This is a genomic window from Burkholderia sp. HI2500 (assembly GCF_002223055.1).
Lineage (GTDB): Bacteria > Pseudomonadota > Gammaproteobacteria > Burkholderiales > Burkholderiaceae > Burkholderia.
In genome coordinates, this window is record NZ_NKFL01000006.1 from 2,499,571 (window position 1) to 2,524,344 (window position 24,774).

The window sequence follows — 24,774 nt, forward strand, 5'->3', positions numbered from 1 at the left end:
ACCTCGTCGATCAGTCGAGATAATCCGCGTATTCCTTGCGCGTATAGCTGGCGAGCGCCTGCCACGGCAACGTCTCCCGCCGCGCGGCCGCCGCCGGTGTCAGGGTCAGCTTGCGCACGACGCGGCCGTCGGCGCTCCGGTACTCGACCGACAGCGGCGCCTGCAGCGTCTCGCTCCACAGGATCCGGTTCACGCCGCGCGCGCCGGGCGTGTCGACCGCCTGCTCGTACCAGCGGGTGCCGGGCACGTCGCCGCGCTTCGCCACCGCGAGCCGCTTCAACTGCGACGGCGGCGTGACGTAGTACGCGTTGTCCCACGAGCCGTCGAAGCCCGTGGTTTCGTACTCGGCCGGCGGCACGCTGACGACCGTCCGGTTCGCCGCGTCCACGTACTCGATGCGCGCCGTCTTGCCGTCGTACGTCACGTGCCGCGCGGCCGCCTGGAAGTTGAAGTGCTTGTGGCCCGCGTGGGCAGCGGCCGGCTGCACGCCGGTGCGAACGCCCGCGTCGTGGTCGTGGTCGTGGTCGTGATCATTACCGTGACCACCCGCCGCCGCGACGGGCAGCACGCGTTCGACCCACACGTGCCCGTCACGGCGCACCATCCGTTCGCGATACATCGTCGTGCGCGTCACGCCGTCGGCCGACACCGTGCGGCTCTCGTGCAGCAGCACGGCGTCGAGATCGGCCGCTGCGAGGGCCGGCAGCGCAACCCACCCACAGGCGAGCACGCAGAGAAGCTGACGTTTCATCGGGCGTTCCCGTTCCTCATGCAGTCAACGGAGTCAGAAACCGAACGCCGAGCGCACGAGACCGAACACCTTCGTGTTGTCGATCGTGCCCTTGAACGCCTTCGCGTCCGCGCCGTCGGCGAACAGCATCACGTCGCCGCCGCCGTGCGTCTCCGAGCCTGCGCTGCCCATCCGCACCCCGACTTCCTGCAGATACGCCTCATTCGTCGCGGTGGCCGAGTCGACCGACGCGCGCACGTTCGGCCGGTTCGCGCCGTTGCCGAACACCAGCGTCGTGTAGGTGTTGCCGTCGGCGTCCTTGCTCGGCTGGCCGTCGCGATAGTTGCGGCTGATGTCGAGAATCGGGTTGCCGCGCTTCGAATAGCCGTTGATCGTCATCGTGTGGTCGTGGTCGGCCGTCACGACGATCAGCGTGTTCGACAGGTCGACCTTCGACAACGCGACGCGGATCGCCTCGTCGAACGCCGCCGTGTCCTCCAGCGCACGCTTCGCGTTGGTGCCGTGCAGCGCGTGATCGATCCGGCCGCCTTCGACCATCAGGAAATAGCCGTTCGAATTCTTCGACAGCACGTCGATCGCCTTCGACGTCATCTCGGCGAGGCTCGGCTGCGTCGGCCCTTCGCCCTTGCCCGCGACACGGTCGAGTTCGTACTCGAGGTGGCTCGTCGAACTGAAGAGACCGACCAGCTTGCCGTTGCCGGCCTGCGCGAGCTGATCGCGGGTCGCGACGACCGTGTAGCCCTTCGCCTTCATCTCGTTGAGCAGGTTGCGCCCGTCCGCGCGGCCGCGCTTGTTCGCCACCGGATCGAACGGCGTCCAGTGGTTGCGGCCGCCGCCCATCAGCACGTCGACGCCGTCGCCGAGCGCCGCGTTGTAACCCGCGCCGCCCGGCGCCGCCTGCGCGGCGATGTCGTACTGCGCGTCGCGATGGCAGATGTGCGAATAGGTCGCGGCGGGCGTCGCGTGCGTGAGTTCCGTCGTCGTGATCGCACCCACCGCCTTGCCGCGCGCCTTCGCGAGTTCCAGCAGCGTCGCGACCGGCTGGCCGTTGCCCGGCGCGCAGTTGTTGACGGTCTTGTTGCCGTTGACGTCGTTGCCCGGCGCGACCGCGCGCGTGTCCGACGACATCGACAGCACTTCGTTGTTCATCTTCACGCCGGTCATATACGCGGCCATCGACGGTGCGCTGTCGGTCGTCTGCGCGTCGTTCGAGAAGGTCTTGACGCGCGCGGTGCGGGCCAGCTTCTCCATCGTCAGTTGTCCCGACTCGCCGACCTTGTAGATCCGGCTCGCCGTCACGGTCGTCGGCCCCATGCCGTCGCCGAGAAAGAAAATCACGTTCTTCGCCTGGCCGGCGGCCTGCGCCGCGCCGCACGCGAAACCCGCGACGGCCAGCGCCGCCGCGATGCACTTGATGGTCGACATCCTGTATTCCCCTGTACCCGTTTGGTCGGCGCTCACAGCTGCACCGCGTTGCGCACCAGCTCGAAGACCTTGTTGTTCTCGATCACGCCGTGGAACGCATCCGCGCCGCGGCCGATCGCACCGAGGAACACATCGGTGCCGCCGTGCGTCTCGCTGCCCTTGTCCATGCGCACGACCGCCTCCTGGCGATAGTCGTCGGCGCCCGTCACCGCGTCGGTGAGCGCGGTGCCCGCGCGGCTGCCCTGCACGCGGTTCTCGCCGTTGCCGAAGCCGATGATCGTGTACGGCGCGCCGTCCGCATCCTTCGCGACCGCGCCGGTCTGGTAGCTGCGCAGCACGCCCAGCACGCCGGGCTTGCCCGCCTCGGTCTTGCCGGTGCGCGCCGCATAGCCGTTCAGCACCAGCGTGTGGTCGTGATCGGCCGTCACGACGATCAGCGTGTTCTTCAGGTCGGGATCGGTCTTGCGCACCTTGTCGATCGTGGCCTTGATCGCGTTGTCGAACGCGACCGTGTCCTGCAGCGCGCGCTTCGCGTTGGTGTCGTGCAGCGCGTGGTCGATCCGGCCGCCTTCGACCATCAGGAAATAGCCGTTCGGGTTCTTCTGCAGCACGTCGAGCGCGCGCGTCGCCATGTCGGTGAGGCTCGGCTCCTTGGTCGCGCCGCGATCGAGGTCGTAGCTCATGTGGCTCGACGCGAACAGGCCGACCAGCTTGCCGCCCTTCGTCGCATCAGCGGCCAGCAGGTCGTCGCGGTTCTGCGCGACCGCATAGCCCTTCGCCTTCAGCTCGTTGACCAGGTTGCGGCCGTCGGTGCGCTTGCCGCCGCCGTCCTTCGGCACGAAGAATTGCGTGCCGCCGCCGAGCACGACGTCGACGCCGTCGCCCAGCGCGCCGTTGTAGCCCGCGCCGCCCGGCACGAGCTGCGCGGCGATGTCGTTCTCGGCGTCGCGATGGCACACGTGCGCATACGTCGCCGCCGGCGTGGCGTGCGTGACGCGCGTGGTCGTCACGACACCGGTGGCCAGCCCCTGCGCCTTCGCGATCTCGAGCAGCGTCGCAGCCGATTTGCCGTTGTTCGCGCCGCAGTTGCCGGTGAGGCTCGCGGTCGGCTCGATCGCCTTCGTGTCGGGCGACATCGAGATCACTTCGTTGTTGGTCTTGACGCCGGTCATGTACGCCGACATCGACGGTGCGCTGTCCGTCACCTGCGCATCGTTGGAATAGGTCTTCACGAACGCGGTTTCGGGCAGCGTGTCGATCGTGAGCGCGCCGTCTTCACCGACCGCGTAGATGCGCGCGGCCGTCAGCGTCGTGATCCCCATGCCGTCGCCGAGGAAAAAGATCACGTTGCGCGCCGCCGCCTGCACGGGCGCGGGCGCCGTGCTGGTCGGGCCGTCGTCGCTGCCGCATCCGGCCAGTGCAAAGGCGCCCGCGCACAGCAGCGCCGCCAGTTTGATTCGATTCATGTTGCCCGCTCCCCCCGCCATTGATGCTTTCGAAATGAAAGGCGATGGTAGGAACCTGATGTGACGGCAATATGAATGGCAATTGGAAGGATTAGAAGGATTTATGAAAGGCGAGAGCGAGGCGCCACGATCGGGCGCCCCACGCGCGACGACGTCATTCCGCGTGTTCGGCGGCGACGCTGCGCACGGTCACGATGCGCGCGGGCGGTATGTTTGCCCACACGATCCGGCTGCCGCAGGCAACAAATGCCGAATCGCCGAGCGGATGACGGCCGGGCGGCCGCAGGTCGTACGTGAACTGAATCATCACGCCGTCGGCCGACAGCACGCGATGGCACTGGTCGATGATGGCCGTCACGTCCTGACGCGGCAGCGTGCGCAGCGGCAGGCACGACACGATCGCGTCGACGCGTGCCTCGGTCGGCAGCAGCCGTTCGAGCTGCCGCGCGTCGCCCGACACGATCGTGATGCCCGGAAAGCGTCGCCGCAGATGCTGGACGAACGCCGGCGAACGTTCGACCACCACGAGCCGCCGCGGCGCGACACCGCGTTCGAGCAACGCCGCGGTGATCGCGCCGGTACCGCCGCCGAGCTCGACGACCAGCCCGTGGCCGTCCGGCACCGCGTCGGCCATTTCGCGCGCCAGCTGCCGCGAACTCGGGCACAACGCGCCCACCGCGGCCGGACGGCCGACCCACTCGCGCACGAACAGTGCCGAGACACGCCACGCGTTCGGCCACATCATCGGCGGGCCTCCGGCGCTTGCGCGGTCAGCGGCGGCGTGCCGATGACCGCGCGGAACTGGGCTACGGCGAAACGGGTAGGGTTCATGCGCATCCTCCTGGGCGAATCGGTCCGTCGCTGTACACGCGACGGTCAATCGATTCTAGGAAACGCAAACTTAAGCTGACGTGAAGATTGACCCTGATTTGCCTGACCAATTCGTGCCGGATCAGCTGGCGCACGCCCGGTCAGCGGTCGATGCGCTGCTGGAAATGCGCGGGATAGCGCTCGCCGACGACCCGGATCTGCTGCAGTGCGGTCTCGATCGCGGCAAGATCGTCGGCCGTCAGCACGACGGCGGCCGCGCCCACGTTCTCGTCTAGCCGGTGCAGCTTCGTCGTGCCCGGGATCGGCACGATCCACGGCTTGCGGGCCAGCAGCCACGCCAGCGCGATCTGCGCGCGCGTCGCGCCCTTGTCGGTCGCGATCCGGCCGAGCAGGTCGACGAGGCCCGCGTTCGCCTTGCGGTTCTCCTCCGAGAAGCGCGGCACGACATTGCGGAAATCGTTCTCCGCGAACGTCGTGTTCGCATCGATCGCGCCGGTCAGGAAACCTTTGCCGAGCGGGCTGAACGGCACGAAGCCGATCCCGAGTTCCTCGAGCGTCGGCAGGATCCGCGCCTCCGGCTCGCGCCACCACAGCGAGTACTCGCTTTGCAGCGCGGCGACCGGCTGCACCGCGTGCGCGCGGCGAATCGTCTGCTCACCGGCTTCCGACAGCCCGAAATGCGCGACCTTGCCTTCGCGGATCAGGTCCTTGACTGTCCCGGCTACCTCCTCGATCGGCACGTTCGGATCGACGCGATGCTGGTAGAACAGGTCGATGCGATCGACCTTCAGCCGCTTCAGCGCCGCGTCGGCCACCTCGCGGATATGCGACGGCCGGCTGTCGACGCCCTTCATCGGCTGGCCGTCCTCGAAACCGAACTTGGTGGCGATCACGACCTGGTCGCGAAACGGCGCGAGCGCCTCGCCGACCAGTTCCTCGTTGACGAACGGGCCATACGCTTCCGCCGTGTCGAAGAACGTCACGCCTCGCTCGAACGCCGCGCGGATCAACGCGATGCCGCTCGCGGTGTCGGTCGCGGGGCCGTAGCCGTAACTCAATCCCATGCAGCCCAGCCCGATTGCCGAGACTTCGAGGCCGCTCTTACCAAGCATGCGCTTTTGCATGACGCTCTCCTGCTGAAGTTGAAAAGGATCGACGGGATGCCGAGGAAGCCAGTGTAGGTTGATGGATACGGCTCAACAATCGGCGTACCATTTCATGCGTTACTGAGGAAAATTCACAAATGCTCCGCACCGGCATCGGCGAACTGACGACCTTCATCACGATCGCGGAACAGCGCAGCTTCAGCGGCGCGGCGCGCATCCTGGGCGTATCGCCGTCGGCACTGAGCCATGCGGTCCGCCACCTCGAAGCGCGGCTCGGCGTGCGTCTCTTCAACCGCACCACGCGCTCTGTCGCGCTGACGGAGGCCGGCGAGCAGTTGCTGCTGCGTGTGCGGCCCGCGGTGGCCGATCTCGAAGACGCGCTGAACGACGCGGCCACCGCCCGCAACCGGCCATCCGGCCAGATCCGCATCAGCGCATCGGAAGCGTCGGCGCGCCCGCTGATCCGGCATGTGCTGCCCGCGTTCGTCGCCCGTTATCCGGACATCCACGTCGAATTCGTCACCGATTCGCGGCTGATCGACATCGTCGAGCACGGCTTCGACGCCGGCATCCGCGTTCACGAAGACGTGCCCCGCGACATGATCGCGGTGAAGTTCGGCGACACGATCCGCTTCGTCGCGGTGGCGTCGCCCGACTACCTGTCACGGCACGCGCCGCCGGCCCGCCCGCAGGATCTCGTGGATCATCGGTGCATCCGCTACCGGTTCGAAAGCGGCGCGCTCTATCGATGGGACCTGATCCGCAAGGGCAAGCGCGTCAGCGTGGACGTCGACGGGCCGATGACGCTCGGCAACCAGGGGCTGATGATCGACGCCGCGCTGGCCGGCATCGGCATCGCGTGGGTCACGGAATCGCGCGTGGCCGATCATGTCGCCGCCGGGCGGCTCGTGCATGTCTTGCCGGAATGGAGCCAGGATTTCGGCGCGCTGTACCTCTACTATCCGGCGAACCGGCATCCGCCGGCGGCGCTGCGGCTGTTCGTCGAGGCCGTGCGTGAGTGGGTGGCCGCGGGGCGCGAAGCAGCGCCTGCCTGAGCGCAATCGCGGCTGATGCCCGGCCGCGCAGCACACGCTCAGCGCGTGGCGCGCATCAGGATGTTCGCGAACGGCAGGCCTTCGTCGTCCTCGTCGCGCCGCGAAATTTCGTCGAAGCCGAGCCGTGCATAGAACGCGCGGGCATCGCGATTGTCGGCATACACCTCCAGATCGAGCGTGCCCTTGAGCGCGAGCGCATGCTCGACCAGCGCGCGGCCGATCCCGTGGCCGTGCAACGCCGGCGCGACGAACAATCCGCCGATTGAACCATCGAGCAGACCGATGAAGCCGACCGGTTCGCCGCCACGCCACGCGACCCAGGTTTCCGCGTTGGGTAGATAAACCTGTTCGATCAGCGTGCGCTGCTCGCGCAGCCGCGCCTCGCCGAGAAACGGATGCGCAAGCAGCGACGCGTCGAACCAGATGGCCGACAGCGTGTGCAGGTCGGATGCCTCGTAGGCGCGAATCTCGATTGCCATGTTGCTTGTGTTGTTCAATGCGTGCTGCGAAGACGAACGCACCCCGGCACGTTCGTCGATGGGTTACGCCGCGCGCGCTGCCCGCAGCATCGCGCGCGGCACCGCATTACCGCAGATTGGTTCTCGCCAGCTCGACGATCTCGTCGCCGCGTCCGCTGAGGATCGCGCGCAGCATGAACAGGCTGAAGCCCTTCGCATGCGCGAGTTCGATCTTCGGCGGCATCGCGAGCTCGTACTTCGACGTGACGACGTCGACGACCGCCGGCCCGTCATGCGCGAACGCCATGCGCAGCGCTTCTTCGACGTTCTCCGAGTGCTCGACGCGCACGCTGAAGATGCCCGCGCCCTTCGCGATCGCCGCGAAGTCGGTCGGGCTCAGGTCGACGTTCGTGTCGAGATAGCCGGCCGCCTTCAGCTCCATCGACACGAAGCCGAGCAGGCTGTTGTTGTACACGACGATCTTGATCGGCAGCTTGAGCTGTCGCGCGGTCAGCAGATCGCCGAGCAGCATCGACAGCCCGCCGTCGCCCGACAACGACACCACCTGACGCCCCGGATGCGCCCCCTGCGCGCCGAGCGCCTGCGGCATCGCGTTCGCCATCGAGCCGTGATTGAACGAACCGTGCAATTGACGCTTGCCGTTCATCGTCAGGTAGCGCGCGGCCCACAGCGTCGGCGTGCCGACGTCGGCCGTGAAGATCGCGTCTTCCGCCGCGACTTCGTCGACGATCTTCGTCAGGTATTGCGGATGGATCGCGCGGCCCGGCGGCTCGGCCACCGCGAGATCGTCGAGCCCCTTGCGCGCCGCCGCGTAGTGCTTCAACGCATTCTCGAGGAAACGCCGCTGCGTCTTGCGCGTCAAGCGCGGCAGCAGCGCCGCGATCGTTTCCTTCACGGTGCCGACGAGGCCGAGCGCGAGCGGCGCGCGATGGCCGAGCTGCGAGCCCTTCCAGTCGATCTGCGCAATCTTCGCGTTCGACGGATAGAACGGCCGGTACGGGAAATCCGTGCCGAGCATCAGCAGCGTGTCGCACGATTCCATCGCGTGATAGCCCGAGCTGAAGCCGATCAGCCCCGTCATCCCCACATCGAACGGGTTATCCCATTCGACGAACTGCTTGCCGCGCAGCGCATGCACGACCGGCGCGCCGAGCGTATCGGCCAGCGCGACCACCTCGTCGTGCGCGCCCTGCGTGCCGCTGCCGCACAGCAGCGTGACCGCGTCGGACGCGTTGAGCAGCGCCGCGAGCCGGTCGAGATCGGCATCGGCCGGCAGGATCGACGGCGGCGCCGCTTCGCTCCACGCCGCCGGCTCTTCCGGGCCGTCGCCGAGCGCGATGTCGCCCGGCAGCACGATCACCGCGACGCCGCGCTCGTCGATCGCGGTGCGCATCGCGCGCGCGAGCACGCGCGGGAACTGCGACGCGTTCGTCACCAGCTCCGCGAAATGGCTGCATTCGCGGAACAGTTCCTGCGGATGGGTTTCCTGGAAGTAGCCGAGGCCGATCTCGGTCGACGGAATGTGCGCGGCGATCGCGAGCACCGGCTGGTGATTGCGGTGGCAGTCGTAGAGGCCGTTGATCAGGTGCAGGTTGCCGGGGCCGCAGCTGCCCGCGCACACGGCGAGCCGCCCGGTCGACGCGGCATCCGCGCCGGCCGCGAACGCGGCGCTTTCCTCGTGCCGCGTATGCATCCAGCGGATCGAGCCGATCTGGCTCAGGCTGAACGACAGGCCGTTCAGGCTGTCGCCCGTCACGCCCCAGATGCGCTCGACGCCGGCTGCCGCCAGCGTCTTCGCCAGATACTCCGCCATCGTCTGTTTGGCCATGCTGTCCTCGCTCGTTGATGGGTCGTCACACGAATGAATCGGCTGCGGTGGCCGCCTGCGCCACCGAACGGACGAGCATACGCGATCGTTTCGCGCCGCGTCGTGAAGATGCGACGCGCTTGGGTGCGTCTCGTTCGGTCCCTTTCGGCGGTGTCGGGCGACTGTCGCCGTTTCGTCGGCAAATGGACGGGTTGACGGGGATGGCAAGCGCCAGTCCGGCGCGCATTCGTCGAACACGCCTGTTTACAACGGCAGCGCATGCGTCGACAGAATCTCCTTGAGCACCATGAACGAGCGCACCTGCCGCACCCCCGGCAGGTACAGCAGCTGTTCGGCGTGCAACCGGTTGAAGCTGTCGTTGTCGCGCGTGCGCACCAGCATGAAGTAGTCGAATTCGCCGGTCACGACGTGACACTCGACGCACCCCGACACTTTCTGCGCGGCCTTCTCGAACGCGGCGAACGCTTCGGGCGTCGAGCGATCCAGCACGAAGCCGATCACGACCAGCATCCCCGCACCGAGCAGCTTCGGGTCGAGCAGCGCAACGATGCCGCGGATCAGCCCCATTTCCTTCAACCGCTCGACGCGCCGCAGGCACGCCGGCGCACTCAGCTTCACCTTCGCCGCGAGGCTCACGTTGGAGATCGACGCGTCCTGCTGCAACTGCCGCAGGATCGCGCGGTCGATGCGATCGAGCGCCGGTGCGGCGTCGGCCGGCGATGCGCTGTCTCGATCTAATTTCATTGCGTCGCCCTCCTGTTCTGCGAATCAAAATTGCTTGTCATGTTCTCGTATCGTCCATAACGTAGGCCGGTGCAATTTATTTCGCAAGCTCATTTCTCGCGCTTCTGCCTATCATTTTTCTGGTCGGAACACGGCCTGCCGGCCGCAACCGAGCGAACCGATTTCCCGCCCTGCCCCCTGCTTTCCGGAGCCCGCCGATGAACCTGCAACGTTTCGCCCGTTATCCGCTCACGTTCGGCCCGACGCCGATCCAGCCGCTCAAGCGCCTGAGCGAACACCTCGGCGGCAAGGTCGAGCTGTATGCGAAGCGCGAGGACTGCAACAGCGGCCTCGCGTTCGGCGGCAACAAGACGCGCAAGCTCGAATACCTCGTCCCCGATGCGCTCGCGCAGGGCGCGGATACGCTCGTGTCGATCGGCGGCGTGCAATCGAACCAGACGCGCCAGGTCGCCGCCGTCGCCGCGCATCTGGGGATGAAATGCGTGCTCGTGCAGGAGCACTGGGTCAACTACGACGATCCGGTGTACGACCGGGTCGGCAACATCCAGCTGTCGCGCATGATGGGCGCGGACGTGCGGCTCGTGTCCGACGGCTTCGACATCGGCATTCGCCGCAGTTGGGAAGAAGCGATGGAGCGCGTGCGGCAGGCGGGCGGCAAGCCTTACCCGATCCCGGCCGGCTGTTCCGAGCATCCGCTCGGCGGGCTCGGCTTCGTCGGGTTCGCGGAAGAAGTGCGTGCGCAGGAGGCGCAACTCGGCTTCAGGTTCGACTACATCGTCGTGTGCTCGGTGACGGGCAGCACGCAGGCGGGGATGGTCGTCGGCTTCGCGGCCGACGGGCGGGCCGACCGCGTGATCGGGATCGACGCATCGGCCACGCCCGAGCGCACGCACGAGCAGATCACGCGCATCGCGCGGCACACCGCCGAACTCGTCGATCTGGGCCGGCCGATCACCGCCGCGGACGTGGTGCTCGACACGCGCTACGCCGGCCCCGAATACGGGCTGCCGAACGACGGCACGCTCGAAGCGATTCGCCTGTGCGCGCGGCTCGAAGGCATGCTGACGGATCCGGTCTACGAAGGGAAGTCGATGCACGGGATGATCGACAAGGTACGGCTCGGGGAATTCGAGCCGGGGTCGAAGGTGCTGTATGCCCATCTCGGCGGCGTGCCGGCGTTGAGCGCGTATAGCGAGATTTTCCGGAACGGTTGAGGCATTCGAGATGAAACGCCGGTGCGCCAAAGTCGCGCGCCGGCACCTGGATCACGGCGATCGCCCGGATCGCCGTTGTCGTTGTCGTTGTCGTTGTCGTTGCCCCCTACACACGTCCGCCCTCCCGCACGCCATTTCTTCGGCTGCCCCCAACCCTCGCTGTCTAGCCCGCCGCTTTCCTTCCGTTGCGAATCGTTCGCCTCGGCGCGCCGACATCGCGCGTCTTTCTAAAGACGTGTCCGACTCGTCAATCGCCCATTCGGACAGCAATCCGGCTTATTCGTACACGTACTAATCCTTTTACACGGCATTTAGTAGGCGTTCTATTTAAATCGGGCCCCCGCTTCCCGAAAATTGACCCTGTCGTGTCGGCCGCAACGTTTCGCAAGCATTCGTCCTTCATCGCGCGAGGCTCGGATAGCACCGTTGCGGCGCATCAGGTCGACCGGCACCCCAGGCAGCGTCTCCTTCCCCGGTGGCATTTCCCATGCAGTGGAAACAGCGGCCGCGCTCCGCTACGGCCGAGCGTGCGGTTTCGCGTCGCGATCGGAACGACGGGCGTCCCTTTAAATCAGAACGGCAGCAGAAGGGTATATGGATATGTCATTCGAACCACGGCACGCGCACACAGCGCGTACCGCCGGCGGCCTGATCGCGCGTATCGCTGACGTCGCACTGATCTCGTTCGGCGCGCTGGCCGCCGCGCTCGTGTTGCATGGCCCGGACGTCGATCGGTCGTCGGAACTGGCCGCCGTTGCCTGCGCGGCGACCTTTGCGCTGCTGCTGTTTCCCGCATTCCGCCTCTATCACGCGCCCGCCCGTACCCCCACGCACCGCACCGCGCTGCTGACCGCGTTCGCGTGGCTGGCGGCGCAGGCCGGCGCGGCGCTCGTGATGCGGGTGCTCGCGCCGACGCTGGCCATTCCGCTGCCCTGGTACCTGCTCTGGACGGCGACGAGCGGCATCGCGCTCGTCGCATCGCGCGTCGTCGCCGGCACGACGCTCGAACGGATCGGCCGCCCGCAGGAAAGCGATCGTCTCGTCGCGATCGTCGGCACCGGCGCCCATCGCGACGCCGTCCTCGACCGCATCGCCAGCGCACCGTCGGCCGGATTCCGCGCAGCCGCGACGTTCGATATCGCCAGCGCCAACCCGACGAGCCCCGACGGCATGCCGCGCTTTTGCGATCTCGATACGTTCGCCCAGCATGTCCGCACGCACGCGATTCCCGAAGTCTGGCTCGCGCTGCCGATCGGCGAGGCGCGCATCGTGATGGCCGTGCTCGACGCGTTCCGCGACGATCTCGTCAACATCCGCTTCGTGCCCGACGTCAGCAAGCTCGCGATGTTCGACGGCGAGATGATCGACCTCGTCGGCGCACCGGCGATCAACCTGGTCGCGTCGCCGCTGTCGTCGCGCGCGCTGCTGCACAAGGCGATCTTCGATCGCGTGTTCGCGGCCACCGTCCTCGTCGGCCTGGCGCCGCTGCTGCTCGCGATCGCCGCGGCGGTCCGGCTGTCGTCGAACGGCCCCGTGCTGTTCCGCCAGCAGCGCAAGGGCGCGGACGGCCAGGCGTTCACGATCTTCAAGTTCCGCACGATGCGGCTGCACGACGCGGGCGGCGAAGTGTGCCAGGCGACGCGCGCCGATCCGCGCATCACGCGGGTCGGCGCGTTCCTGCGTCGCACGAGCCTCGACGAGCTGCCGCAGTTCCTCAACGTGCTGCGCGGCGAGATGTCGGTCGTCGGCCCGCGCCCGCACGCGCTCGAACACGACGACCTCTACCGGAAGATCGTCGACGGCTACATCCACCGCTACCGCGTCAAGCCCGGCATCACCGGATGGGCGCAGATCAACGGCCTGCGCGGCGAGACCGACCGCGTCGAAAAAATGCAGCGCCGCGTCGAAGCCGATCTCCACTACCTGCGCAACTGGTCGTTCGCCCTCGACATGCGCATCGTCCTGGCCACCGCCCTGCGCGGCTGGTCTCACCGCAACGCGTACTGATACGCACGCGGCACCGCCATCGCGCGTCGCCGCACCACGATAAGGATGACTGATGACTTCCGCCACGATCGAGCGGGCTGGATCCGCACGTCCCTACCGCGTGCGCACGCTGCTGGCCGCAGCGGTCAGCGTCGCGCTGTCGGCCTGTGCATTCGCACCCGGCATGCAGATGAGCGCACCGACCACCACGACCGACGGCCGGCCGGCCGGGCACGCTGACGCCAACGCGAGTGCCCTGCCGTTCCGGATCACGACGATCGACGCCAGCCTGATCCGCCAGCTCGACGCGCAGGCCGCGCAGCAGCCGAACCTGCCGCCCGGCCCGCTGGCAGCCACGCCCGGCGCTTACCGCCTCGGCGCCGGCGACGTGCTGCAGATCACCGTCTGGGATCACCCCGAACTCGCGGCCGCGCAAGGCGCCGCGCAGCAGAACGCGCCGCGCGCGGCCGACCCGGTCGCGGGCTTCGTCGTCGATCCGCACGGCAACGTGGCGTTCCCGTTCGCCGGCAGCGTGCCAGTCGCGGGCCTCACGGCCGACGCCGCGCAGGCCCGCCTCGCCGCCGCGCTGTCGCGCGTCTATCGCCATCCGCAAGTGACGCTGCGCGTCGCGTCGTTCCGCTCTCAGCAGGTCTATATCGACGGCGAAGTCCGCACGCCCGGTGCGCAGCCCGTCAACGACGTGCCGATGACGCTCTACGAAGCGCTCGGCCGCGCGGGCGGGCTCGGCACGGGCGCCGACCAGAGCCGCATGACGCTGGTGCGCGACGGGGTGTCCTATCCGCTCGACCTGACGCGCATGCTGCGCGACGGCCGCAATCCGGCCGACGTCGTGCTGGCTGCCGGCGACCTGCTGCACGTGCCGTCGCGCAGCGATTACGGCGTGTACGTGATGGGCGAAGTGAACAAGCCGTCGCTCGCGGTGCCGCTGCGCGACGGCCGGCTGACGCTGTCGGACGCGCTGTCGCAGGCCGGCAGCGTGAACGCGAATACCGCCGACGCCGCGCAGATGTTCGTGATCCGCGGCTCGCAGACGGGCGATCCGCAGGTGTTCCACCTCGACGCGCGCTCGCCGGTGTCGATGGTGCTCGCCAACGAGTTCGCGCTGCAGCCGAAGGACATCGTCTACGTCGACGGCAACGGCCTGGTGCGCTTCAGCCGCGTGCTGAGCCTGCTGCTGCCCGGCGTCAACACCAGCGCCACCGCGGCGCTCGCCGTCAAATGAGCGCCATCGCCACGCTGCTCGTCGTGTGCGTCGGCAACGTCTGCCGCAGCCCGATGGCGCAGGCGCTGCTCGGCGCGCGCCTGCCCGGCGTCGACGTGCGGTCGGCCGGCATCGGCGCACTCGACGGCCAGCCCGCCGACCCGCACGCCATCGACCTGATGGGCGAGCGCGGCCTCGACCTCGCCCCGCACCGCGCGCGCCAGGTGTCGACACGGCATGTCACGCGCGCCGACCTGATCCTGACGATGGACCTCGAGCAGAAGCGCTGGCTCGAGCGCCGCCACCCGTTCCTGTGCGGCCGCGTGTTCCGCCTCGGCGCCGCCGCGCATGGCTTCGACATCCCCGACCCCTATCTCGGCCCGCGCGCGTCGTTCGAACACAGCCTGCAGCTCATCGAGCGCGGTGTCGACGCGTGGTGCGCGCGCATCGCGCCGGCCGCTTCCTCCTCCACCCCGCTTTCCGGACCGAATCGATGACCTCACCCGTTTCCCGCGAACGATCGCACGATCGCGGCGCCGAGCTCGACCTCGCCGGCGTCGTCGACGTGCTCGCCGCCCAGCGCTGGCTGATCGCGCTCGCTACCGCCGCCTGCGTCGGCGCCGGCACGCTGTACGCGTTTCTCGCCCCGCCGCAATACCAGGCCGACATCCTGCTCCAGGTCGAGGACAGCGGCGACACGTCCGCTGCAAAAAGCATGCTCGGCGACGTGTCGTCGCTGTTCGACATCAAGTCGAGCGCCGCGGCCGAAGCGCAGATTCTCGCGTCGCGGCTCGTCGTCACGCGCGCCGTCGACGAGTTGCGCAGCTACATCGTCGCGCAGCCGAAGCGCTTTCCGCTGGTCGGCGATTTCGTGTCGCGCTTCAACACCGGCCTCGCGCCCCCCGGCCTCCTCGGTTTCGGCGGCTATGCGTGGGGCGAGGAAGCGATCGTGGCCGCCCGCTTCGACGTCCCCCGGGCACTCGAGGGCGAGCGCTTCGAACTGACGCGGCTCGACAGCCAGCGCTACCGGCTGACCGGATCCGCGCTGCCGTCGGCCGTCACCGGCCGCATCGGGCACCTGGAGATGTTCCCGACCGCCAGCGGCCCGATCGCACTCGAAATCGCGCACATAGACGCGAATCCTGCCACCCGCTTCACGCTCGTACGCGAATCGCGTGCCGAGACGATCGACACGCTGCGGCGCGGCCTCGACGTGCAGGAGAAGATCAAGCAGTCGGGCGTGATCGTCGCGACACTGCGCGGCCCCGACCCGCAACGGATCCAGTCGCAGCTTCAGGCGGTGGCGAACCACTACGTGCGCCAGCACATCGAGCGCAAGTCCGCCGACGCGGCGCAATCGCTCGCGTTCCTCAACGCGCAACTGCCGGTGCTCAAGCGCCAACTGCAGGACTCCGAGCAGCGCTACACAGACCTGCGCAACGCGAACGGCACGATCGACCTGACCGAGGAAGCGAAGCTGATCCTGCAGCAGACGGCCGACGCGACCACGCGCCGCCTCGAACTGCAGCAGAAGCGCGACGAAATGGCCACGCGCTTCGCGCCGGGCCACCCCGACATGGTCGCGCTCGACGCGCAGATCGCCACGCTCGGCCGCGAGCAACGCGGCTTCGAGCACCAGGTGCGACGGCTGCCCGACCTGCAGCAGAACGCCGTGCGGCTGATGCTCGACGTGAAGGTCGACACCGATCTCTATACGGCGCTGCTCGCGAACACGCAGCAGCTCGAACTGGTCAAGGCCGGCAAGACCGGCAGCGTGCGGCTCGTCGATACGGCGATCGTGCCCGAGGATCCCGTGCGCCCGAAGCGGCCGTTCGTCATCGCAGCGGCGGCGCTGATCGGGCTCGCGTTCGGCATCGCGCTCGCCTTTGCGCGCGACTTCCTGTTCGGCGGCGTCCGCCACGCGGACGAGATCGAGCGGCATCTCGACATCGACGTCTACGCGACGATTCCCGACTCGGCGGCGCAGCGGCAGATGGCGCGACGCATCGCGCAGCACGCACCGGGGCCGAACCTGCTGAGTGCGCGGCACCCGCACGATCCTGCCGTGGAAAGCCTGCGGAGCCTGCGCACGGCGCTGCGCTTCGCGATGCAGGGCGCGCGCAACAACGTGCTGCTGCTGACCGGCCCCGCGCCGGGCGCGGGCAAGTCGTTCGTCGCGGCGAACTTCGCGGCGCTGCTCGCGGCCAACGGCGAGCGCGTGCTGCTCGTCGACGGCGACCTGCGCAAGGGTCATCTGCACGAATCGCTCGGCGTCCCGCGCGAGCGCGGCTTCGCCGAGTTGCTGTCCGGCACGGCCGCGCCGGCCGACGTGACCCACCGCGACGTGGTGCCTTGCCTCGACTTCATCCCGACCGGCGCGGTGCCCGCGCATCCGTCCGAACTGCTTGACGACGAACGCGTCCCCGCCCTGCTCGACGCGCTGTCGGCCCGCTATGACGTCGTCGTGATCGACGCGGCGCCGATTCTCGCGGTGACCGACGCCGTCACGCTCGGCCGCCACGCCGGCACCGTGCTGCTCACGGCGCGCGCCGCGTCGACACGCGTCGCCGAGCTGGACGAAACCATGCGCCGCCTCGCGCACAACGGTGTCGCCGCGAGCGGCGTGCTGCTCAACGGCGTCGATCCGCACGTCGGCCGGTACGGCTCGCGCTACGGCGCCTATCGCTATACGCAATATCGTTACGCGCCGTCGCGCTGCGGACTGGCCTCGTCGGTCGTCCGCACGCTGCGCGCACTCGTGTCGCACCGCCGGGGAGAGCCGCGATGAGCGATACCCGTCACCTCGAACGCGCCGCAAGCCACGATGTCGCACCGGCAGCCGCTTCCGCCGCAACCGGATTGCGCGCCCGGCACGCGCCGGCCCGCGCGGCGCGCCTGCGAATCGCCCTCGTCGTCGAAGCCGCGGGCGGCGGCGTGGCCGTCCATCTCGCCGACCTGATCGACGGACTGAGCGCCGCCGACGATATCGAACTGCACCTGATCGTGCCGCACGGCCCGCGTTTCGACGCCACGATCCTCGATGCGCACGTGCTGTCGCGCTGCGCAAGCGTGCAGGCGGTGCCGATGCAGCGCGCGGTCGGCTGGCGCGACGCGCTCGCGGTCGGCCACGTCTATCGCCACCTGCTGCGCATCCGTCCCGACATCGTGCACAGCCACAGCTCGAAAGCCGGGGCGATCGCGCGCCTGTGCGTCGGGCCGTGGCGGCAGGTCTACACGCCGCACGCGGTCTATACGCTGAACCCGACGCTGGGCAACCGCCAGCGCCGCGTCTACGGAACGATCGAGCGGCTGCTCGGCCGCCTCTGCACGCACCGGATCGTCGCCGTGTCGCACGACGAGGCGCAACACCTGAACGAAGCGCTCGGCATTCCGGCCGCACGGATCAAGACGATCGTCAACGGCGTCCGGCCGCCCGCCCTGATGTCGCGCGAGGAAGCACGACACGCACTCGGCATCGCGCTCGACGCACGCGTCGTCGGTTTCGTCGGGCGCTTCGATCATCAGAAAGGCATCGATCGTCTCGTGCGGATCGCGCGCGGCGTGTATCGCCACTGCGGCCGCTCGGTGCAGATCGTCGCGATCGGTTCCGGCGACTTCATCGCAGCGGCCGGCGACGAGGCCGACGATCTGCCGCCGAATCTTCACGTCGTCGGCCGCGTGAACCAGGCGAGCCGCTATTTCTCCGCTTTCGACCTGTTCGCGTTGCCGAGCCGCTACGAAGGCTTTCCCTACGTGTGCCTCGAAGCGATGGCGGCCCGCGTGCCCATCGTCGCCACGCAGGTGTCCGGCGCGACCGAGCTGATCGCCACGCATGACATCGGCGTCGTGGTGCAGAACGAAGACGACACCACGCGTTTCGCCCGCGCGATCGTCGCGCTCGCCAACGATCCGGCCGCACGCGACGCGATGCGCGCGAACTGCGCAGCGGCCTTCGGTCACTTCTCCGCCGAAACGATGGTCGCGCACACGCTCGACCTCTATCACACCCTTTCCAGACGAGGTCCGGAATGACGCACCCTACTCACGTCGCGCTGCTGCACGCGTATAGCGCCCGCAATTCCGGTGACGGCCTGCTGGTCGACCTGTCCGTCGGCCTGCTCCGTGAAGCCTTCGGCGATGCCGTCCGCGTGTCGATCGTCGCGGCCGATCCGGCTTCGTTTCCGGCGTACGACGACGTATGGGCAGCGCCCGTGCTCGCGGAACGCGGCAAGCGCCGGCTCGTCGGTGCCGCCGCTGCCGCGCTGCCCATTCGAATGAACCGCAGGTTGAACGCACTGCGCGGCCTGCTCGACGAAGTCGACCTGATCGTCGGCGTCGGCGGCGGCTATCTGCGCGCACGCACCGCCCTCGAAGCGCTCAAGCTCGAAGCCGGCCACCTGCTGCAAATGCGGGCCGCGCGCGCGTCCGGCAAGCCCGCCGTCTATCTGCCGCAAAGCATCGGCCCGGTGCTGTCCTCGCGCGCCGTCGGCACGCATCTGCAGTCACTGCTCGGCGCGTTCGATACGGTGTTCGTGCGCGACGACCGTTCGGCCGCCTTCCTCGCCGCGAATCCCAACACGCGGCGCGCGCCCGATCTCGCGGTGCTCGACTTCGGACATCGCGGCGAGTCCATCCTTCGGCAGGCCGCGCCGACGCGGGACACCGTCCGCCATGTCGCCTTCGTGCTGCGCCGCGCCCCCGCCTGGAGCGCGACACGACGCGCGCGCTATGACGCATCGATCGCGCAGCTGGTCGAACAGGTGCGCGCGACGTGCCGGGTCAGCTTTGCCGTGCAAAGCACGGGGCGCGGCAACGACGACCCCGCGTACTACCGCAGCCTCGGCATCGAGGAACCACTGACGCCGCTCAAGACGCTTCTCGAAACCGACCGGCCGGACGTCACGGTGTCGGTTCGCCTGCACGGCGCGCTGGAATCGATCCTGCATGGCGTCCCCGCGTTCCACGTCAGCTATGAACGCAAGGGCTTCGGCGCGTATGCGGACATGAAACTCGATGACTGGGTCGTCAACGGCGCGGAGTTCGATCCGGCGCGCGTCTGCCGGACGATCCTCGCGCCCGGCGCGGCTACGGCGTTCTGGCAGGCCGCGCAGGGCGGCTTCGCACGCATCCGCGCCGCACGCGCGCGCGTGATCGACACGCTGCGCGCCGCCCATCGGGCCGATTCCGACATCGATACGGCCATCGAAGCCGACGAGGTCACGCCATGCTGACGCGCCTGCTGCTGCGCGGCCTGGCGCTCGGCCTGAAATTCGCGCTCGCGATCGTCGTCGCGCGCACGCTCGGCTTCGACGCGGTCGCCGCGTACGGGCTTGCGGTCGCCGCGACCGTGATCGCGTCGAAACTGCTCGGCCTCGGCTTCAGCCCCGAACTCAACCGGCGGCTCAGCGAAGCCGATCCGTTGTCCGCGTTCGGCGCGATGCGCACCCTCTGCCTCGCGTACGGCGGGCTCTACCTGCTGCTCATTGCGACGCTCGCCATTGCGACGAGCAACGGCGACGCCGGCCTGCTCGTCCGCTTCGGCCTGTCGACGCGGCTCGCGTGGTGCGTGCTGTTCGTCGCGCTGTCCGAGCACGCGGCATTCGAGGCGAACGGCTGGCTGTTCTCGCTGCATCGACCGCGCGCCGGCTCGCTGCTGCTGTTCGTCCGCACGGGCGCGTGGGCCGGCCTCGCGTGCGCGGGCCTGCTCGTCGGTGCGCTGGATTCGATCGATGCGGTCCTGGCCCTGTGGTTCGCGGCCAATGCGTGCGTCGTCGCGCTTGCGTGGTGGCGTATCCGCCGGGCGGCACGCGAGGCGCGCGGCAGCCCGCGGACGGCTCACGCACCGGCCGCGCGCGAACGCGGCGTGGTGTCGGTCTGGTGGCATGGGTTGCCGTTCTACGTGGCCGGCATCGTCCTCGCGTCGCTGCAATACGCGGAGCGGTTCATCGGCGGCGGCCACCTGAGCGCCGATGCACTCGGCCGGTACGTGTTCGCGTGGTCGATCGCCAACGCGATCCAGGCACTCGCGTTCTCGAGCGTCGTCGTGACGGCCGGCCCGCGCTTCGTGCGCGTGCTGGCCGACGCGCCGCATGCCTTCTCCCGGCTGGCCGCTCGAGCGACGATGGCCAGCGTGGCCGTCACCTCGATCGCGGCGGCCGCGGTCCTTGCACTGCATCGCGACCTGCTCGCGCTCGCGCACGAACCGGCCGCCACCGGCCAGTTCGCGCTGCTCGCGACCCTGCTCGTGTCGTTCGTGCTGCGCGGCGCGGCGGACGTGCTGTGGACGGCCGCGATCGCGCTGCGTACCGGTGTCGCCGTGATGCTGTCGATGATCGCGCTCACGCTGTCGTACCTGCCGCTTGCGTGGACCCTGATCGCTCACGCCGGCGCGATGGGCGCGGCCATCGCGCATCTGGCAGCCAGCGCCGGCATCGTCGCCACGCTGGCGCTGATCGTCGCGCGCACCGGCCGGTCCCGCGCGGCCACGCGCAAGGAGGCGGCCCTGCATGCTGCGTAACCTGATTGCCGGTGGCCCGGCACTGAGCCGCGGCGTGACGCGCGCGGTCGGCGCGATGATCGTGTTCGTCTACTGGATCGTCTACGCGAAGGCCGACACGTTCCTGCCCGAGTTCGTGTTCCGCGATGCGGAGAAGATCCAGAGCCAGATCGGCGGCGGCAGCACCTACGAGGGCACCTCGTTCGATGCGGTCGCGAAGTTCTATGCACTGCTCGGCCCGGCCGGCACGTCGCTGTTCGTTGCCGCGATCGGCACGGTGTTCATCTGGCGGATCGTCGGCGAAGGCCGGCGCCTCGGGTCGCTGGCCGCGACCGTCGTGCTGCTGGCGCCGTGCGTGTTCTTCAACCTGTTCGTCGCGAGCAAGGACACGCTCGTCGTGCTGATCGCGCTCGTGCTGGCCGGCATCGCGCAGCGGCGCTCGACCGCGTGGACCTTCGTGGCCGTCGTTGCGCTCTATGCCGGCTACGCGGCCGTCGTGCGCAGCTACTTCGCGCTGATTCTCGCGATCGCGCTGGCCGCGTTCCTGTTCCGGCACGTGTCATGGCGCGGCAAGACGCTGCTGATCGGCGCGGGTGCGATCACGCTGTTCCTGCTGCCGTCGGACGTGTACTACCTGCTCCAGCATCCTCGCGACATGGCGGCCGACTATCTCGCCTATGGTTCGCCGTTCGGCGCGCGCACGAGTTTCTACAACCCGGTCGTGCCCGATTCGTTCGTTGCCTTCTGCGCGAACTATGCGTATGGGGTGCTGCGGTTGAATCTGCCGCTGCTGTTCGACGTGGGACCCAAGGAACTCGCGATGCAGCTGTTCGTGTGGATCGTGCTGGCCGCCGTGTGGCGTCGTGCACGGCATGGCTCGCATCCGGCGCGCGACCTGCTCGCCTGTGTCGTCATCGGGCACGTCGCCGTATCGATGCTGTTCGAACCCGATCTCGGCAGCTACACACGCCACCTGTCGAGCGTCGCGTTGCTGTGCGCGCTTCAGTTCGCGGGATTCGATTCGCGGGCCGGTCGGTGCCGGTCGAAGCGCGATGCAGCGATGAACGGGACGCGGCAACCGAACGCGCCAACCAAGCCGAAGGTCGATCACCGGCCGCACACGGACACCACCCGCTGAACTCGACATGCAGACCTTCCCCTTCCATTCCGGCCTCTTCCGTAACCTCCAGTGCGCACGTGCGTTCGCGGCGCTCGCCGTCGTCGGTTATCACATGGGCGTGCTTCCGTTCGGACAGGCCGGTGTCGATGTCTTCTTCGTCATCAGCGGCTTCATCATGTCCGTCGTCACGCCGCGCGAGGGACGCGACTTCCTGCGCAAGCGCCTGATCCGGATCGTGCCGCTCTACTGGCTGACCACGCTCGGCGTGTTCGCGATCGCGGTCGTGAAGCCTCACTGGCTGAATTCGACGACGGCCGGCATCGACTATCTCGTCAAGTCGCTGCTGTTCGTGCCCTACGTGAAGGAGAACGGCCATTGGGGGCCGCTGAACCTCAACGGCTGGACGCTCGAATACGAGATGCTGTTCTACCTCGTCATCGCCGGATCGATGGGGTTCGTTCGCGCCCGTCATGCAACGACGTTCTCGGCGCTCGCGCTTGCGCTGCTCTGCGCATACGTGGCCGCCGGCGGCCCGGCTAGCGAAGTCGTCGCCCATCTTGGCCAGCCGTTCGTGCTCGAATTCGGGCTCGGCGTGCTCGCCTGTCGCCTTCTGGAAACCGGCATCGCGGGAAGTCTTCCGCGCGTCGCGTGGCTCGCGGTGGCCGCAACGGCGCTCGCGGCGATACCGCTCGCCGCCACCCTGTTCGGCACGCCGGCCGGCTTTGAACGTGTCTTCTGGTGGGGCGTGCCGGCCTGCGTATTGATCGTCGCCGCGGTCGCGCTCGACCGGTGGGGCTGGACCATTCGAAACGCGACGCTCGCCCGGCTCGGCGATGCGAGCTATTCGATCTATTTGCTGCATCCGTATGTGATCGGCGCGACGAACAAGATCGTCGGCGTGCGTCTCGATGCCGGCACGGGGTCGGGCATGGCGGCCGTGGTCGCGACGCTGGCCGCTGTTTGCGCGTGCGGCTACGCCTGTCATGCATGGATCGAGCGACCGATGCTTGCTGCATTGAAGCGGCTGTCGTGGAGACGCCACGCATCGGCATCCTGAGCTCGGATGCAAGTGAATCGAATAATCTGACAAGAATGAATGATGGGGACAAGTCACTCGTACTTGTTCCATATTCATCCAAGGAAGCATTTCGTAACATCCTCGGCATTCCAAACGGCCGAGGCGAAAGACCATGCATCGGCCCAAAGGCGCAACCGATCGAGGTCGAAAATCCGCATCATCTATTCTCTTGACGCCGTGCCCGGGACGCCCGCGATGCCGGCGCAATTACCTGCCCCTCCTCCCGCCACGGTTGCGGTTGCGGTTGCGGTTGCGGTCGCGCTCCGTGCCTGCCCGCCAGGCCACGCCAAACCAGTCACCGAAAGGCGATCAGGCCGGTTCCGCATCGCGTGCCTGACCAGCCTCGCGCTATCGCTTCACGCTGTCGCGCATGCACAGGTCCAGGTGCCCAATGCGGGCCAGTCGCTACGCGACGTCGAGACACTCCGCCCGGCACTGCCCGCTCCTGCCGCACCGGATCTCGCGATGCCCGCACCAGGCGAAGAGCCCTCGCCTGCCGCGGCTGACGGCCTGCGCATCCCGGTCAGCGCATTCGCGATCGAAGGCAACGCAGCGATTCCTGCCACGCGACTCGACGCGCTACTCGTCGATCTCGTCGGCCGCGAGCTGAGCTTCGGCGACCTGCAACAGGCCGCGGGTCGAATCACAACCTACTATCGCGAACACGGCTACGTCCTCGCCCGCGCGTATCTGCCGCGCCAGGACATCGAACACGGCGTCGTGCGCATCGCCGTCGTCGAAGGCCGCTACGGGCAGATCGAACTGCACAACCGCACGCGCGTGCTCGATCGCGCGCTGCGTCAGCCGCTTGCTTCACTACAGCCCGGCGAAATCGCTCACGGCAACCGTCTCGAGCGCAGCCTCATGCTGTTGAACGAGATGCCAGGCGTCGATGCGAAGGGCACGCTGCGCCCCGGCGGCGAACCCGGCACGACCGACCTCGTGATCGATGCCGAACCGGCCCGCTTCGCCACCGGCTCGATCGAGCTCGACAACTTCGGCGATCCGCTGACCGGCCGCTATCGCGCGACCGGCAGCGTCGACGTCAACGCGCCGCTGCGCCTGGGCGATCGCTTCTCGCTGCGCGGCCTGACGAGCAACACGAACCAGCGCTACTACCGCGCGGCGTATCAGGTGCCGGTCGGCCCCGCATCCACTCGCGTCGGCGTCGCCTATTCCGACATGAACTACCGGATCGGCGGCAGCCTGAAGGAACTTCGCTACCACGGCGGCGCCGACGTCCGCTCCGCGTTCGTCACGCAGCCGCTGCTGCGCAGCCGGCGCACGAGCGTCGACGCGCAGGTCGTCTACGAAAACAAGCACCTGCGCGACGTGTACGGCGCGTTCGACGTGGTCAACGACAAGACCGTCGATCTGTGGTCGTTCGGCGTGAGCGGCAACCGCCAGGACAGCCTCGGCGGCGGCGGCCGCACCGGCTTCTCCGCGACCGTCGGCATCGGCCACCTGAGCGGCAACGATCCGCTCGACATGGACTACTACGTCCACACCATGGGCCAGTTCGCAAAACTGAATGTCAGCGCACTGCGACTGCAATCGCTCGGTTCGCGATTCCAGCTCTATACGCAATTCAGCGCACAACTGTCGTCCCGCAATCTCGACTCGTCAGAGAAATTCAGCCTCGGCGGCCCGTACGGCGTGCGTGCGTTCGCGCTCGGCGCCGGCAGCGGCGACCAGGGCTGGCAGGCCACGGCCGAACTGCGCTATCTCGCCTCGCCCGGCTTGCAGCTGAGCGCATTCGCCGATACGGGCCGCATCCAGCTCAGCAAGCAGCGCTGGTCGCGCGAGCGCAATACCGTGCAATTGTCGTCGCTCGGTATCGGCGCGAGCTGGTTCGGCACGCGCCATCAAATCAGCGTCACCGCCGCGCTGCCGATCGGCTACGCCGATCCGGTCGCATCGGCCACGCGCTCGCCGAGCGTCTGGTTGCAGGCCGCCCAGTATTTCTGAGCGGC

The 24,774-nt window shown here is 68.3% G+C and carries 20 protein-coding genes; 12 read left to right on the top strand and 8 right to left on the bottom strand.

What is annotated here, in order from left to right; all coding sequences use genetic code 11:
- Positions 1–10 precede the first annotated feature (10 nt).
- The 5 genes from CFB45_RS28950 to CFB45_RS28970 form a co-directional block, all read right to left on the bottom strand.
- Positions 11–751, bottom strand: a complete 741-nt coding sequence (locus CFB45_RS28950; protein ID WP_089428493.1) for a hypothetical protein — start codon at positions 749–751, stop codon at positions 11–13.
- A 33-nt stretch (positions 752–784) separates the two neighbouring features.
- Positions 785–2,176, bottom strand: a complete 1,392-nt coding sequence (locus tag CFB45_RS28955; RefSeq protein WP_089428494.1) for an alkaline phosphatase — start codon at positions 2,174–2,176, stop codon at positions 785–787.
- A 32-nt stretch (positions 2,177–2,208) separates the two neighbouring features.
- On the bottom strand, positions 2,209–3,642 hold the full coding sequence (locus tag CFB45_RS28960) for an alkaline phosphatase (RefSeq protein ID WP_089428495.1): 1,434 nt from the start codon (positions 3,640–3,642) through the stop codon (positions 2,209–2,211).
- 154 nt (positions 3,643–3,796) lie between these two features.
- Entirely contained in the window at positions 3,797–4,387 is a 591-nt protein-coding gene (locus CFB45_RS28965) for a class I SAM-dependent methyltransferase (RefSeq protein WP_089428496.1), read from the bottom strand.
- 226 nt (positions 4,388–4,613) lie between these two features.
- Positions 4,614–5,597: an aldo/keto reductase gene (locus CFB45_RS28970; RefSeq protein ID WP_089428497.1), complete on the bottom strand. Its 984-nt coding sequence runs from the start codon at positions 5,595–5,597 to the stop codon at positions 4,614–4,616.
- A gap of 119 nt (positions 5,598–5,716) precedes the next feature.
- Between CFB45_RS28970 and CFB45_RS28975 the strand changes: the two genes are divergently transcribed.
- On the top strand, positions 5,717–6,634 hold the full coding sequence (locus CFB45_RS28975; protein ID WP_089428498.1) for a LysR family transcriptional regulator: 918 nt from the start codon (positions 5,717–5,719) through the stop codon (positions 6,632–6,634).
- A 38-nt stretch (positions 6,635–6,672) separates the two neighbouring features.
- On the opposite strand, the gene CFB45_RS28980 is transcribed toward CFB45_RS28975, so the two are convergent.
- From CFB45_RS28980 to CFB45_RS28990, 3 genes are all read right to left on the bottom strand, one after another.
- Positions 6,673–7,113, bottom strand: a complete 441-nt coding sequence (locus CFB45_RS28980; RefSeq protein ID WP_089428499.1) for a GNAT family N-acetyltransferase — start codon at positions 7,111–7,113, stop codon at positions 6,673–6,675.
- A 106-nt stretch (positions 7,114–7,219) separates the two neighbouring features.
- On the bottom strand, positions 7,220–8,941 hold the full coding sequence (poxB, locus tag CFB45_RS28985; protein ID WP_089428500.1) for a ubiquinone-dependent pyruvate dehydrogenase: 1,722 nt from the start codon (positions 8,939–8,941) through the stop codon (positions 7,220–7,222).
- Between the two features lie 243 nt (positions 8,942–9,184).
- Entirely contained in the window at positions 9,185–9,685 is a 501-nt protein-coding gene (locus tag CFB45_RS28990) for an Lrp/AsnC family transcriptional regulator (protein ID WP_089428501.1), read from the bottom strand.
- 197 nt (positions 9,686–9,882) lie between these two features.
- On the opposite strand from CFB45_RS28990, the gene CFB45_RS28995 reads away from it, so the two are divergent.
- The 11 genes from CFB45_RS28995 (at position 9,883) to CFB45_RS29045 (ending at position 24,769) form a co-directional block, all read left to right on the top strand.
- Positions 9,883–10,899 carry a 1-aminocyclopropane-1-carboxylate deaminase gene (locus CFB45_RS28995; protein WP_089428502.1) on the top strand — a complete coding sequence of 339 codons (1,017 nt, stop codon included), beginning with the start codon at positions 9,883–9,885 and terminating at the stop codon, positions 10,897–10,899.
- Between the two features lie 594 nt (positions 10,900–11,493).
- Complete coding sequence (locus CFB45_RS29000; RefSeq protein WP_089428503.1) at positions 11,494–12,906, top strand: undecaprenyl-phosphate glucose phosphotransferase; 1,413 nt, start codon at positions 11,494–11,496, stop codon at positions 12,904–12,906.
- 52 nt (positions 12,907–12,958) lie between these two features.
- On the top strand, positions 12,959–14,128 hold the full coding sequence (locus tag CFB45_RS29005) for a polysaccharide biosynthesis/export family protein (protein ID WP_089428504.1): 1,170 nt from the start codon (positions 12,959–12,961) through the stop codon (positions 14,126–14,128).
- Positions 14,125–14,604, top strand: a complete 480-nt coding sequence (locus tag CFB45_RS29010; RefSeq protein ID WP_089428505.1) for a low molecular weight protein-tyrosine-phosphatase — start codon at positions 14,125–14,127, stop codon at positions 14,602–14,604. Before CFB45_RS29005 ends, CFB45_RS29010 begins: the two co-directional genes overlap by 4 nt.
- The gene (locus tag CFB45_RS29015; protein WP_089429191.1) at positions 14,601–16,895 is read left to right on the top strand and encodes a polysaccharide biosynthesis tyrosine autokinase; all 2,295 of its coding nucleotides are present in this window, start codon (positions 14,601–14,603) and stop codon (positions 16,893–16,895) included. Before CFB45_RS29010 ends, CFB45_RS29015 begins: the two co-directional genes overlap by 4 nt.
- Positions 16,892–18,139 carry a glycosyltransferase family 4 protein gene (locus CFB45_RS29020; protein WP_089428506.1) on the top strand — a complete coding sequence of 416 codons (1,248 nt, stop codon included), beginning with the start codon at positions 16,892–16,894 and terminating at the stop codon, positions 18,137–18,139. The genes CFB45_RS29015 and CFB45_RS29020 overlap by 4 nt, the downstream gene beginning before the upstream one ends.
- A complete protein-coding gene (locus tag CFB45_RS29025) occupies positions 18,136–19,338 on the top strand; it encodes a polysaccharide pyruvyl transferase family protein (RefSeq protein WP_089428507.1) in 1,203 nt (400 codons plus the stop codon). The genes CFB45_RS29020 and CFB45_RS29025 overlap by 4 nt, the downstream gene beginning before the upstream one ends.
- Positions 19,332–20,624 carry a polysaccharide biosynthesis protein gene (locus tag CFB45_RS29030; protein ID WP_089428508.1) on the top strand — a complete coding sequence of 431 codons (1,293 nt, stop codon included), beginning with the start codon at positions 19,332–19,334 and terminating at the stop codon, positions 20,622–20,624. Before CFB45_RS29025 ends, CFB45_RS29030 begins: the two co-directional genes overlap by 7 nt.
- Positions 20,614–21,741 (top strand): hypothetical protein, encoded by a 1,128-nt coding sequence (locus CFB45_RS29035; RefSeq protein WP_089428509.1) that lies wholly within the window; start codon positions 20,614–20,616, stop codon positions 21,739–21,741. The genes CFB45_RS29030 and CFB45_RS29035 overlap by 11 nt, the downstream gene beginning before the upstream one ends.
- A 7-nt stretch (positions 21,742–21,748) precedes the next feature.
- A complete protein-coding gene (locus CFB45_RS29040) occupies positions 21,749–22,780 on the top strand; it encodes an acyltransferase family protein (protein WP_089428510.1) in 1,032 nt (343 codons plus the stop codon).
- A 486-nt stretch (positions 22,781–23,266) separates the two neighbouring features.
- Positions 23,267–24,769, top strand: coding sequence for a ShlB/FhaC/HecB family hemolysin secretion/activation protein (locus tag CFB45_RS29045; RefSeq protein WP_256978395.1), 1,503 nt, complete (start codon positions 23,267–23,269; stop codon positions 24,767–24,769).
- Positions 24,770–24,774 lie beyond the last annotated feature (5 nt).